The following is a 13,477-nucleotide window of genomic DNA, read 5'->3' as shown; positions in this document are numbered from 1 at the left end:
ATTATGAAGAGAAATTCTAAACAAGTTCACGAAAAGGTCAATTGAGCAGTGTAAACCTCTTGACGTCTAGACATATATTCTTTAATTTAGACGTCTAAACGTCTATAAGATTACATTTTTGAGAGTATAAACCATGGTTTCTTACGCACAAGGTATCGATGCATTAAACCAGTCCCTGTCGGAGCTGCGTGATATTGATGTATCTTTTGAATTCTTTCCGCCTAAAACGGAAGCCATGGAGCAAACCCTGTGGAAGTCGGTTGAACGCCTAGCACCGTTAAAGCCAAGCTACATGTCGGTTACTTACGGCGCCAATAGCGGTGAGCGTGACAGAACCCACGATGTGGTAAAACGTATTCAACAGCAAACAGGCGTTGCTGCCGTTCCTCACTTAACCTGTGTCGACGCAAGCCGTGATGAATTAAAGCAAATTGCAAAAGACTACTGGGATTCAGGCATTCGCCGTATTGTTGCACTTCGCGGCGACTTACCGTCAGGAGTAGAAAAAACAGAAATGTATGCCTCTGACCTTGTTGCCTTACTAAAAGACGTTGCCGATTTTGATATTTCTGTCGCTGCCTACCCAGAAAAGCACCCTGAAGCACCAAATGCGCAGTTTGATCTACTAAACCTAAAACGCAAAGCAGAAGCAGGTGCCACAGAAGCAATAACTCAATTCTTCTTTGATACGAGTGTTTACCTTCGATTTAGAGACCGCGCTGCCGCAGCAGGTGTCGACTTAGATATCGTTCCGGGTATATTGCCGGTAACCAACTACCAAACACTGGTTAAATTTGCTGGTTTCACAAATGTTCATGTTCCTGGATGGTTGCACAAAATGTTCGACGGCCTTGATGCCGATGACCAAGCAACCCGTAATTTAATAGGCGCTAACATTGCTATGGACCAAGTTAAAGTGCTGGCTAAAGAAGGGGTAAAACACTTCCACTTCTATACTTTAAACCGCAGTGAGTTGAGCTATGCTATCTGTCACATGCTAGGTGTGCGTCCAGGCGTTTAATAAATAACAATTATCACAAGAGTGATGTCATGTTTGCATGATTCACTCCACAAAAGGCGCAATCAATGCGCCTTTGTTGTTTTAAACCTGCATTAAACTTTGCCACCAAGGCCGCCCGCAGTTACCATTTGATAAAACAAGTAATGAACTATCGATGCCTTATACCAGTCCGCATAGATAAGACCGCGCTATTTATCATTTAAACGGTATCGTCAGGAGAAATTGAGTGGATTTAGACAAGGTTAAAACCTTATATAACAATGTTACTCCTCAGGTTAGAGAGCTCTTTAGCATCTTCATAAAGCGCTGTAGAGAAGACAATATTACTATCTCTGCTGGGCACTTAGCCTATGTAACCTTGTTATCTTTAGTACCATTTATCATGGTGACCTTTACCATTATGTCGGCTTTTCCTGCCTTCGCATCTGTGAGAAGCAAGCTCGAACATTTTGTTTTTAGCAACTTTGTTCCTACCGCCAGTGATGTGGTACATAAATACATGACCGATTTTGTGGGCAATGCCTCACAAATGAGTGCCATTGGTATTTTGTCGCTGCTGGTCGTCGCGCTAATGCTCATATCAAACGTAGATAAAACCCTTAATAGAATTTGGCGCACGCAAAGTGACAGACCCATAGTGTACACTTTTGCTATCTATTGGATGGTGATCACTCTAGGGCCTATGCTTATTGGTTCTAGCGTAGTAGTAAGTTCCTATTTAACTGGCCTTGCTGCTTTTACCGAAGAGTACACGCCTGGATTGGGAACCTTCTTACTCAGCCTTGTGCCAAGCGGTGCTGCCATGCTCGCATTCACTATTTTGTACATGGTTGTGCCAAATAGAAGAGTGTTTGCCCGCCATGCGTTCATAGGCGCAATTGTGGCTACCATAGCTTTTGAAATTACTAAATCGGGCTTTGCGTTGTATGTAACGAACTTTCCTTCATATGAGTTAATTTATGGCGCTCTTGCGGTGGTACCTATCCTGTTTTTATGGGTATATTTGTCGTGGATAATTGTGCTGTTCGGTGCAGAATTCACGTGCAGTTTAGGAGAAGCTTTCGAAAACCGTAAAGCAGAGAACGAGCCGCGCAAGGTTCCAAAGGAATAGTCGACCAAGGCTATAGGCGTAGTAATGATTTACCTTTCGGGGCGGCTTTAAACCAGTGTGCACAGATGCTCTCAAAAAATGTATAAAACGAAAGAAGGGAGCTGCAAGCTCCCTTCTTTATAATTGATGCCTAACTAACGGCTAGTTTTTCATTGAAGATATAAAGGCGTCAGACTCAGCGATAGCTGAATTCATTTGTCTGATAAGCTGAGCAACATTGTTTTCAATTGTAGAAAGTTCGCCCTGCAGTGCACCAATGGCGCTGGCATTTAAGTTGTGCTTAAGGTACAGCACATTATCTTGAAGTGCGCTTAATACTGGCGGCATTTTGCTTTCAGCTTTACGCATAGCTGTCATTAATGAAGAATAGCGACGCTTGGTCTCGCGGAGCTTTGCTGCGCTATCCCGTTTCAACGATGCGTTCTGATACTTTTCAAGCTCTTCTGCCCACTCATCAAATAAAGCTTCAGCAACGCTTTCCACTTTATCGATGCGTGAACTCACTTCCTCTGAAGCGGCAACGCTGTCTTCATACTGACCGTTCAAGCGGTTGTAAACGTCTTCAAGCTCTCCACCATCGAACGCAACTGCAGCGCTGAATGCTTCTAATGCAGAGTTAAACTGCTCTTGTGCATCTTCCTGAGATTCTTTAGCGTTTTCAACGCGGTCAACTAAGATATCGCGCTTTTCAACGCCCACCTTTTCCCATGCTGCGTAGTATGCAGACTGACACCCACTAAGGGCAAGCATAGCAACAAATGCTGATGCGATTAACTTCATGCGGTTACTCCACCTCTAAAACGTGCTGCGCTTATAATACAAATCAAATGCAAAAGGGCGCCTAAAGGCCAAAAGACAATGGCAAGTACCACAGTTGCAGCTAAGGCATAACATACGCCCACTGTGATGAAAAAGAACAATGCACCTAAAATTCTTCCTTGTACTAGATGACCTAACCCAGGAATAAAGAAGTTACAAATTGCGGCGATTACGTTACCGCCTGATCCTTGACCTGCCATATAAACATCCTCGCATTTATGACTATAATATGATTAGCTAGCACGTAATGACACTTGTTCTATAGTATAGACTTAGCGTTAATCGCTTATTTAACAAGCAAAAACAGCGTTGAAGCAGTCAGCACGCAAACGTTTGAATAATAATAAACTAAACTAAAACAGGCACTCACACAACGCGCAGAAACAAAATGAAACGACTTTACCCCGATGTTACCTACTATGAAAACGGATTTATCGAAGTGGGAAGTGGGCATTCGCTTTACTTCGAGCAAAGTGGCAATCCAAACGGCATCCCCGTGTTTTTTATTCACGGCGGGCCTGGCGCAGGCTTACCCCCTAACTACAAATGCTTTTTTGATAGCAACAAGTATCGCATTATAGGTTATGAGCAACGTGGTTGTGGCCGCTCTACCCCCCTCGCTGATACGATAAACAACGATACTTGGTCTAATGTTGAAGATATAGAAGCATTACGAACTCACCTTTCTATACCAAAAGTTTTGCTGTTCGGCGGTTCATGGGGCTCAACACTTGCCTTACTTTATGCGCTCAAGTATACCCCGCGAGTAACAGGTCTCATTCTTCGCGGCGTATTTTTAGCCAGGCAAGAAGACAGAGATTGGTTTTTATCGCCAAATGGATGCGCTGCCCAGTTATTTCCCGAGTACTACCGCAAATTCACCAAGGATGTTCCTACACCGGTGACGTCGAGCACAGTCTGCAGTTTTTATAGCGCAATGGTACGCTCTAGCAATGATGTACTGCGTCACGCTGCCTTAAAGCGCTGGTATCAGTGGGAAGAGCGATTGTCGCGCATTACTTTACCCCCCGGCGTAGGTGAGTCCACTGACAATTACCCCATGCAATTGGTCACTTGCCTAGCAACTTTAGAATGCCACTTCCTTTCTAACAAATGCTTTTTAGATGAAAACTACATCCTTGAAAACATTGATAAAATAAGTCATATTCCGAGCACTATTATTCACGGTCGCTACGATATGATCTGTAAAACCGAAGCTGCTGAAGCACTTCACAAAGCATGGCCTCAGAGCCAGTTACAAATCATCCCAGATGCGGGGCACAGCACATCCGAACCCAGTATAGGTTATGCCCTTTGCCGTGCTACTCGCGACATGTCACGCTTTATTCAGGAGTCATCAAAGTGATAGGACTTATCCAACGGGTATCAGAAGCTAATGTAACTGTAGACGGTAACGTTATTGGTGAGATTGGCAAAGGCATGTTGGTGCTGTTAGGTGTTGAAAAGGAAGACAGCGAAGCGCAAATAGAGAAGCTTGCGAATAAACTCTGTCGGTATCGTATCTTTAGCGATGAAGATGGCAAAATGAATTTAAATATTGAACAAGTCGATGGGGAAATACTGGTGGTGTCTCAGTTCACGCTTGTTGCAGACACTCAAAAAGGGAATCGTCCAGGCTTCTCTCGCGGTGCATCTCCTGAACATGGTCGAACTATCTATGAGCAATTTGTGCAGGCCCTTAAAAATAAAGGCATGAAAGTAGCCACAGGCGAGTTCGGTGCAGACATGCAGGTTGGCCTTATTAATGACGGGCCTGTTACTTTTCAGTTTAGTGTCTAAGAGCTCAAAGGGGCGCGTCTCGCTGCACTAGGCGGCTAAACCTTTCTTTTTCCAGCTATGCGAAAGCAATTCGGGTATTCCTTGCTGTTTAGTCCGTAACTATTGGGCCCTTCGGTTTACTGGTGACTGTGTACTTCTTCGGCATTCCAAGTTTGCTTACATAATTAAACTTGTACCTCATGGGTTCTTACGTTTAAATACTCCTTCACTCATTTAAGAAGGTCGGTTTATTGTGTACAAGGTAGTTACGCCTAAAAGCGACGCCGAATTTGAAGCCTATTTTCATTTTCGATGGGAGCACTTGCGCCAACCATGGAATTTCCCTCCTGGCTCTGAAAAAGACGAATATGAACAGGTCGCCGAGCATCGTATTATTACCAACCGTAAGAACGAAATTGTAGCCTGTGGCCGTGTTCATTTGAACACTGCTGAGGAAGCACAAATTCGACATATCGCGGTACACCAAGACCATCAACGCAAAGGCTTAGGTCAGATGATAATGGCAGCGCTGGAAAACGTTGCTAAAGACTTAGGTGCTGAGCGAGCAGTAACAAATAGCCGCGAAATATCCATCGACTTTTTTAGTGCGTGCGGTTTTGAAATTGAGCGTGAAGCCCCTAACGAATTAGGCATGCTAAAGCGCCAGCAAATGGTCAAGAAATTCACTGAAAGCAATACCTTAGTATTACATCCTAAGTGGTGTAAATCGCTGCAGGAGACGTGGTCAGAGACCATACCTATTACCGAGCACATGGGTATTAAACTATACCAATACACCGGGCGTACCCTAGAAACCCGCGCGTCGCTAAATAAAAACATTAATATTCACGGCACTATGTTTGCCGGCAGTATATTCTCTTTAGCCACGTTAACAGGCTGGGGCATGATTTACTTGCAGCTTAAAGAGCGTGGTTTAGACGGTGATATTGTATTGGGCGATGGGGATATCCATTACCACAAGCCCATCACTATGAAGCCAAGGGCGATCTGTAATATTGAAACCTTATCGGGTAAGTTCAAGCCCCTAGAAAACGAAAAAAAAGCACGTTTCGAGTTAAGTGTGGCTATTTTGGATGGAGATACGCCGGTAGCGGAATTTGACGGTGTCTTCTACGTTCTTCCCCCTTCTAAAAACGAAGAAGAGTAGCGTTGCAGGCTCTCCGCTTTGCCACTTGCGATAAAAATCTACACATAAAAAAAGCGCCTTATAGGCGCTTTTTTCAAAGTTAAGCTTTTGTGTAAGCCATTTACTGCGTGTACTACGCAACCATAGCAGCTTGAAGTTTTTTCATCGCGTTCTTTTCTATTTGACGAACACGTTCTGCAGATACCTGATACTTATCAGCTAGATCTTGCAGCGTAATCTTATTGTCTGCTAACCAACGAGTTTCGATGATGTCTTGGCTACGCTCGTCTAGCGTTTTAATTGCTGAATACAAACGCTTGCTCGCCGCTGTATCCCAGTCATTGTTAATCACATCCGTTTCAACATCTGAAGATTTGTCTTCTAGATATTGAACTGGTGCGAAATTGCCTGTTTCATCTTCATCCGCAGTTAAGTCAAATGCTTGGTCTTGAGAACTCATACGTGCTTCCATTTGAAGCACCTCTTTTGTACTCACGCCCAATTCGTCCGCAACGGTTTGCACTTCAGCATGGGTAAACCAACCAAGACGCTTTTTCGCCTTGCGAAGGTTAAAAAACAGTTTACGCTGCGCTTTGGTTGTCGCAACTTTAACTATTCTCCAGTTTTTAAGTACAAACTCGTGAATTTCTGCTTTGATCCAATGTACCGCAAAAGAAACCAAACGCACGCCCACTGTAGGGTCGAAACGCTTAACGGCTTTCATTAGGCCGATGTTACCTTCTTGAATTAAGTCGGCTTGGGGTAAGCCATAACCTGAGTAAGATTTTGCAATGTGCACTACAAAACGAAGGTGTGACATTACTAGCTTACGAGCGGCTTGTAAGTCTTCGTCTTCGCGAAGGCGCACTGCCAACTCGCGCTCTTCCTCAGCGCTAAGCATATCAATGCTGCTTACAGCTTGAATGTAGCCTTCGATGCTACCGCTGTGAGGCACTGACAGGGCCATAGATTGCAAATTGTTGCTCATTGTTCACCTCATTTATTGCCGCTTCATATTAGCAAAGTAACCGAAGCTGCGCGAGACCTAATTAAGATATGAAGTCTAATCGATATGTAGGTATAGTGACTATTTCTACAATATCAAGACCTAGAATAAGAAAAAAAGTTCAACTTTACAAAAGAACCATCAGTTTAACGCTATCTAAGTTGAAGCTCCTAGCCACTCCTCCGAGCGCAAGCACTTCTGACTTCATACTCCACTAACGCCACATCCGTTCAATGATTGGCCTGCATTAAGTGGTAGCTGGGTAGGTCATTTAACCACTACGTTATTATACTTTAATTACATAGCAAGAATTAAAAGCTAATCTCACTGGTATGAATTCTACCGTTTATAAGTTACCTGCATCAGCGCAAACACATTTATTAACCAAACCCACTCTGAATGATTTTTAAACTCATACTGTAGCGCTACTGTGATATTACCGATAGTTTAAACCTTGCTTTTCTCTTTGGAAATTGAAAATATTAGATTGTATCAATCGCTTTTGCACTACGACCGCTGCACAGCATTTTCCAGACAAAAATAATAAAAAACTGGAAGGGAAATACTTAAGGAAGGAGTAAGGCAAGTAAAGCAAAGGGGAATTTAATGTTTGCTTACGTCGCTAGACAGCCCATATTTGATGTAAACCGTGAGGTTTACGCTTACGAACTGCTTTTTCGCGTGGGCGAGGAAAATTGCTTTCCGGATATCCCCCCCGATGAGGCCACCTCGAAAATTCTCACCTCTACTCACTTAAGCTTGGGCATTGAAGAAATTACCGGAGACAAAAAAGCGTTCATCAATTTTCATCGAGATACGCTAATGTTTCGCTTTCCCACGTCGCTGGATGCGGACAAAGTTGTAATCGAGATTGTTGAAACCGTAGAAGTAGATGATGCCTTGGTTGCGGCTTGTAAACATATCCGTGGATTGGGGTATCCAATTGCCCTAGATGATTATGACATGAAGGGAAAATGGGAAGCTTTTATTCCCTTCACCAGTGTGGTGAAAATTGATATCACCGAAATTCCTCACACTGAAATACCCGCTTTGGTAGCGCGTTTTAAATCAAACAACATTAAGCTTGTAGCTGAAAAAATTGAAACCTATGAAGAATTTCATAAATTCAAAGACATGGGCTTTGATTATTTTCAAGGCTATTTTCTTGCTAAGCCAGAAATCGTTAGGCACAGGAAGTTGGGGCCAAGCAGCCTAACTATGATGGAACTGTTCACCTTAAGCAGCCAACCAAAGCTTAATTTCGATAATGTGAATAAGATTATTGAAAGAGATCCATCGCTTACCTATCTGCTGCTGCGCTTTATCAATAATCCGATGGTAAATAAGCGCCATAAGATAACGTCACTTAAGCATGCACTAACCTTTATGGGTGAAGTAGAAGTGAAGAAATTTATATCTTTACTTGCTCTTGCCAACTTAAGCGATGGTCAGCCCAGCGAATTGATGCAAATGGCACTGGTGCGTGCAAAGTTTTGTGAATTAGTAGTTATCCAGCTTGAGACTCCTGACAACCAGCTTAAAGGCTTTCTCACTGGGCTACTGTCTTTACTTGACGCCATGATGGAGCAACGTATTGATGATCTGGTAAGCAAGGTACCAATCAGTGATGATGTTAAGGGCGCGCTTTGCGGCACACCCGGTATGCTACGTAATTGTTTGATACTTGTTCAGTATTTCGAGCGAGCTAACTGGATGGGCGTTAAACAATTTGCGGCAAAATATGAGATGAAACAAAGCCTACTACACAGCTACTACAATGAAGCTATTAAGTGGGCAAAACACATTCATAACTCAGCATTGAAAGATGACTAAGAAGCTTAATGAAAGAATGCGGTTTCAAAATAATCATTGATTTATTGTTAGATTATACCTACATATCATAGACTAGGATGTGGCTATATATTTTCTAAGCCCATTTGATACCAATTGAAACGTCGTTAAACCATGTTGCCTCAGGAATAGTTTATGTTCGCGTTCATAGCTCGCCAGCCTATTTTAGACAAAAGCAAAAATGTATTTGCTTACGAGCTATTATTTCGGGATGGTAAATCTGGTGCATATCCAGAGCACAGTGACCAGAAAGCTAAATATATTTCAGAGCACTTTCATCCACTAGGGCTTGACGATATAAGCGGTGAGAAAACATCATTTATCACTTTCTCACCTGATACCATTATTTCACGCTTTCCAACTTCGCTTAACCCTGAGTCGGTTGTTGTTGAGCTGGCCGACCCTACCGATAACGCCAACGGCCTGTTCGAAGCATGCCAGCACATCAAGCAGCTTGGTTTTAAGCTCGCCATCGACGACCCTATGATGGTAGGCGCGACACATGATATCTTCCCGCTGATTGACATAGTAAAAGTAGATGTCACTAAGACTCGCTTTGAAACCATCGAAAAGCATATCCCCCGCTATCATGATGCAAATGTGAAAATTGTAGCTGAGCAGGTTGATACCCAAGATAATTTTTCTACTTGTGTAGATTTAGGCTTCGACTTTTTCCAAGGTTATTTCTTTTCTCAGCCCGAAGCGCGCATTCTTAAACAGCTTCCGGCCTCTAAAATGAACATCGTTGATTTAATGGGGGAAAGCTCAAGTACTAACTTTGACATAGAGCGCATTAGCCAAATTATTGAACGCGATGCCACGCTTAGTTTCTTATTGCTTAAGTTCATAAATAACCCGACCATCAATAAGCGCTATAAGATTACATCGTTAAAGCACGCCCTTAATTACATGGGTGAAGTTGAAATTAAGAAATTTATCGCGTTATTAAGTCTGACTAATTTAGGCGATGAAAAGCCCCTAGAAATCATTCATATGTCGCTTGTACGCGCTAAGTTTTTTGATTTACTGGCCGAGCGCAGGGGCATTAAGAATAACCCGCCCATATCTTTCTTAGTTGGGCTATTTTCGTTACTTGAAGGTTTACTCGACCAGTCTATGACTGACATTGTTAAACAGCTTCCGCTGTCTGAAGAGGTGAATGACGCTTTGTTGGGCAAAAACCTAGAAATGAACAACTACATGACGTTAGTTCGCGCCTTTGAAAGTGCTCTTTGGATGAACGTAATCAAGCAAGCAAAGTTGCTGAACATTGACCAAAAGCAACTACATATGCTGTATAACCAGGCTATTACCTGGGGTAACGGCGTACGCAGCGCTATTTCATCACATTACCCGCGCGCTACTGCTTAATTATTTAGGCTCGATCTCTTTTACGTGACGTTGCACTGAGATTAGAGATCCGAGCAAGCCTAATAGTACTGAAAGCCCTAGCATGGTTAGCAATGCTGAACCGGTCAGCCCGGTAATATTAAAATCTTTCTGATACATAGCAGCAAATGTGGTTATGCTGCTATCCATCCACCACAAAATAATAATTACGGCAAACCACGCCATTAATCCGCCTAGTAAGCCATACCAAAAACCTGTGTATAAAAAAGGACGGTGAATAAACGCATCGGTAGCTCCCACCAGCTTCATTACTACAATTTCATCGTATTTGTTGAGTATATTCAGTCGGATAGTGTTACCAATAATAAGCACTACAGCAATAAACAAAAGCAGGCCAATTAAAGTAACTAAGTCTCTTGCAATATCAATAACTGCGTACAAGCGCTCTAACCACTCAATATCAAGCTTTCCGATGTCTACCTCGCGCTGCTGGCGAAGCTTGTCTAACAGCGCTTTAGCTGCAGTGGGTGAAGCATGCTTTTCATTAGGGGTAACTAATACAACATCCGGAAGTGGGTTTTTCTCAAGATACGCGATGGCATCGCCTAATCCAGATAAGTGCTGAAATTCCTTGAGCGCATCATCGGCAGGAATGTAAACCACACTGTCTATTTCAGACCAAGTATTCAGTCTTGCGACCAGCTGTTGTGAGCTTGCAGCATTGATATTAGGCTTGAGAAAAAGAGAAATTTCTGATGCCTGATCCCAGCCAGCGGTAATTTTCTCGGTGTTTTTTACCATGATATAAAGTGTGCTTGGCAAGGTTATGCTCAAACCCAGAACACCTATTGTCATTAACGAGGCTAAGGGCTGTCGCCAAAGCTCACCAAGGCTAGACAGGGCTTGTCGCACATGGCTGACAAAAAACATGATAATAATTTGTACCATGCCCACTTTTGCTGAAGATGCGCCTTGTGCCCGCCCCTTAAATAAAATACTCACGACCACTCTCCTTCGCCATTACCTGAACCCGCGCCACCCATATCGTCGGTTAGCCCATCAGTAATCATTTGCCCGTTTTTAAGGGTAAGCGTGCGGTAGCGCATACGCGCAATTAGTCCTAAGTCGTGAGTCGCAATCAGCACAGATACTCCCGCTTGATTGAAATCTTCGAACAAACGGATAATTTCCATTGAAAGTTTAGGGTCGAGGTTACCGGTTGGCTCATCGGCTAGCAATAAGGGAGGTTTATTTACCACTGCTCGCGCAATACCCACCCGTTGTTGCTCACCACCAGATAACGTAATGGGTAAGCAACGGGCTTTGTCTCTAAGCCCCACCATTTCAAGTGCGGCTTCTACACGCTTGCGAATTTCTTTATGGGTGTACCCTTCAATGACAAGAGGTAACGCCACGTTGTCAAAAACCGATTTATCCATTAACAGCTGGTGACTTTGGAAGATCATCCCGATATCGCGACGAATGTAGGCAATATCTCGACGGGTAATGGCGTTAAGGTCGTGACCATTAATGAGAACGCGCCCTACTGTTGGGCGCTCCATAATACTGATAAGTTTGAGAAGTGTACTTTTTCCTGCACCTGAATGGCCTGTTAGAAAGGCCATTTCACCCGGGGCGATATGAAAATTAACCTTACTAAGCGCGCGTTGCCCGCCTGGATAGGTTTTGCTTACCTGCTCAAACTTTATCATTATTTTTCCCTACCGCTTTGCTGGTTTTAGCTTTCAGGTGTGTCCATTTCGCTAAACAAGGCGTCAATAAACTCTTGGCCGTCGAACTGGCGTAAGTCATCGATACTTTCGCCAACACCTATATACCTTATAGGAATTTTAAACTTATCGGCAATAGAGAATATAACACCGCCTTTTGCTGTACCGTCTAATTTGGTAAGGGTGATACCCGTTAAGCCCACGGCTTCGTTAAATAACTTAGCTTGGCTAATGGCGTTTTGCCCGGTACCAGCGTCTAGTGTAAGCATAACTTCGTGAGGCGCGTTCGGGTTGATCTTTTTCATTACGCGAACCACTTTCTTTAGCTCTTCCATCAAGTTGTTCTTGTTCTGCAAACGCCCTGCGGTGTCAGCAATAAGAATATCTGTGCCACGCGATTTGGCCGCTTCTAGCGCATCATAAAGTACCGATGCACTGTCAGCCCCAGTATGCTGTGCAATAACAGGAATATCGTTGCGCTCGCCCCATACTTGAAGTTGTTCAACGGCAGCAGCTCTGAAGGTATCACCGGCGGCAAGCATCACTTTCTTGCCTTCTTGCTGGAACTGCTTAGCCAGCTTGCCAATAGTGGTGGTTTTACCTACACCATTTACGCCAACCATTAAGATAACAAACGGGCCTTCACTAGAATCGTGCGCTTTCATAACTTCAGAAAGCGGCTGGTTTACTTCAGACAGCATACCCGACATTTGCTGCTTCATGATCTCCAGTAAAGCTTCCGCGTCTTTAAGATCTTTACGAGAAGCACTATCAGTCAAGTGGTCAATAATTTTCTGAGTGGTATCCATGCCCACGTCGGCCACTAAAAGCTGTGTTTCAAGATCCTCGTACAGCTCATCATCAATAGTTTTGCCTTTAAATAGGCTAACGATACCACTGCCCAAATTCTCTTTTGTGCGAGATAGGCTGGCTTTCAAGCGTGCGAATAGCGACTTTTTCTCTTTCGGCTTTTCTTCGGCTTGGGCTTTAGCCTGTGCTTCAGCTTCTGCCTTTGCGCGAGCCTCTTCTTCAGCTTGGGCTTCGGCTTGCGCCTTTGCGCGAGCTTCTTCTTCCGCTTGGGCTTTCGCCTGTGCTTCAGCTTCTGCCTTTGCACGAGCCTCTTCTTCCGCTTGGGCTTTAGCCTGTGCTTCGGCTTCCGCCTTTGCACGAGCCTCTTCTTCCGCTTGGGCTTTCGCCTGTGCTTCAGCTTCCGCCTTTGCACGAGCCTCTTCTTCCGCTTGCGCTTTCGCCCGTGCTTCAGCTTCCGCCTTTGCGCGAGCCTCTTCTTCAGCTTGGGCTTTAGCCTGTGCTTCGGCTTGCGCCTTTGCGCGGGCCTCTTCTTCCGCTTGGGCTTTCGCCTGTGCTTCAGCTTCGGCCTTCGCGCGAGCCTCTTCTTCCGCTTGGGCTTTAGCCTGTGCTTCAGCTTCGGCCTTCGCGCGAGCCTCTTCTTCCGCTTGGGCTTTTGCCTGTTCTTCAGCTTCTGCCTTTGCGCGAGCCTCTTCTTCCGCTTGAGCCTTCGCCTTTGCTTCGGCTTCCGACTTTAAGCGAGCTTCTTCCGCTTGGGCTTTTTGTTTCTCTGCTTTCTTGTTCTTACTGAACCAGCCAAAAAGTTTCGACATCGTTAGGACAAATCCTTATAAATTCTTAGCAATTTCGGCTACAC

The 13,477-nt window shown here is 44.1% G+C and carries 13 protein-coding genes; 7 read left to right on the top strand and 6 right to left on the bottom strand.

What is annotated here, in order from left to right; genetic code table 11:
• The first annotated feature begins 133 nt into the window (after positions 1-133).
• Positions 134-1,021, top strand: a complete 888-nt coding sequence (gene metF, locus ACXAFM_RS11470; protein WP_474829582.1) for a methylenetetrahydrofolate reductase — start codon at positions 134-136, stop codon at positions 1,019-1,021.
• Between the two features lie 226 nt (positions 1,022-1,247).
• Positions 1,248-2,132, top strand: a complete 885-nt coding sequence (locus ACXAFM_RS11465; RefSeq protein WP_474829580.1) for a virulence factor BrkB family protein — start codon at positions 1,248-1,250, stop codon at positions 2,130-2,132.
• A gap of 141 nt (positions 2,133-2,273) precedes the next feature.
• Here ACXAFM_RS11465 and ACXAFM_RS11460 read toward each other — a convergent pair whose 3' ends face one another.
• Positions 2,274-2,912, bottom strand: coding sequence for a DUF2959 domain-containing protein (locus tag ACXAFM_RS11460; RefSeq protein WP_474829578.1), 639 nt, complete (start codon positions 2,910-2,912; stop codon positions 2,274-2,276).
• The gene (locus ACXAFM_RS11455; RefSeq protein ID WP_025257569.1) at positions 2,909-3,151 is read right to left on the bottom strand and encodes a hypothetical protein; all 243 of its coding nucleotides are present in this window, start codon (positions 3,149-3,151) and stop codon (positions 2,909-2,911) included. The genes ACXAFM_RS11460 and ACXAFM_RS11455 overlap by 4 nt, the downstream gene beginning before the upstream one ends.
• Positions 3,152-3,339: 188 nt before the next feature.
• Here ACXAFM_RS11455 and pip point away from each other — a divergent pair, with 188 nt between their 5' ends.
• The 3 genes from pip (at position 3,340) to ACXAFM_RS11440 (ending at position 5,898) form a co-directional block, all read left to right on the top strand.
• Positions 3,340-4,317 (top strand): prolyl aminopeptidase, encoded by a 978-nt coding sequence (pip, locus tag ACXAFM_RS11450; protein ID WP_474829576.1) that lies wholly within the window; start codon positions 3,340-3,342, stop codon positions 4,315-4,317.
• On the top strand, positions 4,314-4,751 hold the full coding sequence (gene dtd / locus ACXAFM_RS11445; RefSeq protein ID WP_474829574.1) for a D-aminoacyl-tRNA deacylase: 438 nt from the start codon (positions 4,314-4,316) through the stop codon (positions 4,749-4,751). The genes pip and dtd overlap by 4 nt, the downstream gene beginning before the upstream one ends.
• A gap of 232 nt (positions 4,752-4,983) precedes the next feature.
• A complete protein-coding gene (locus ACXAFM_RS11440) occupies positions 4,984-5,898 on the top strand; it encodes a bifunctional GNAT family N-acetyltransferase/hotdog fold thioesterase (RefSeq protein ID WP_474829572.1) in 915 nt (304 codons plus the stop codon).
• Positions 5,899-6,010: 112 nt separating this feature from the next.
• Here ACXAFM_RS11440 and rpoH read toward each other — a convergent pair whose 3' ends face one another.
• The gene (gene rpoH / locus ACXAFM_RS11435) at positions 6,011-6,865 is read right to left on the bottom strand and encodes an RNA polymerase sigma factor RpoH (RefSeq protein WP_179984771.1); all 855 of its coding nucleotides are present in this window, start codon (positions 6,863-6,865) and stop codon (positions 6,011-6,013) included.
• 624 nt (positions 6,866-7,489) lie between these two features.
• On the opposite strand from rpoH, the gene ACXAFM_RS11430 reads away from it, so the two are divergent.
• Together ACXAFM_RS11430 and ACXAFM_RS11425 are read left to right on the top strand one after the other, a co-directional pair.
• Positions 7,490-8,716 (top strand): EAL and HDOD domain-containing protein, encoded by a 1,227-nt coding sequence (locus ACXAFM_RS11430; RefSeq protein ID WP_474829570.1) that lies wholly within the window; start codon positions 7,490-7,492, stop codon positions 8,714-8,716.
• Between the two features lie 153 nt (positions 8,717-8,869).
• The gene (locus ACXAFM_RS11425; protein WP_474829568.1) at positions 8,870-10,105 is read left to right on the top strand and encodes an EAL and HDOD domain-containing protein; all 1,236 of its coding nucleotides are present in this window, start codon (positions 8,870-8,872) and stop codon (positions 10,103-10,105) included.
• Here the strand turns inward: ACXAFM_RS11425 and ftsX are convergent, their stop codons facing one another.
• Genes ftsX through ftsY form a run of 3 tightly spaced genes read right to left on the bottom strand, consistent with a single transcriptional unit; the run spans position 10,106 to position 13,433 of the window.
• Complete coding sequence (gene ftsX, locus ACXAFM_RS11420) at positions 10,106-11,086, bottom strand: permease-like cell division protein FtsX (protein WP_474829566.1); 981 nt, start codon at positions 11,084-11,086, stop codon at positions 10,106-10,108.
• Complete coding sequence (ftsE, locus tag ACXAFM_RS11415) at positions 11,083-11,796, bottom strand: cell division ATP-binding protein FtsE (protein WP_474829564.1); 714 nt, start codon at positions 11,794-11,796, stop codon at positions 11,083-11,085. The genes ftsX and ftsE overlap by 4 nt, the downstream gene beginning before the upstream one ends.
• 26 nt (positions 11,797-11,822) lie before the next feature.
• Positions 11,823-13,433: a signal recognition particle-docking protein FtsY gene (ftsY, locus tag ACXAFM_RS11410; protein WP_474829562.1), complete on the bottom strand. Its 1,611-nt coding sequence runs from the start codon at positions 13,431-13,433 to the stop codon at positions 11,823-11,825.
• Positions 13,434-13,477 lie beyond the last annotated feature (44 nt).

This window comes from Alteromonas sp. ABD4_190, assembly GCF_056160105.1.
Note: the sequence above shows the minus strand (reverse complement) of the source record. Positions and strands in the feature narration are given on the sequence as shown.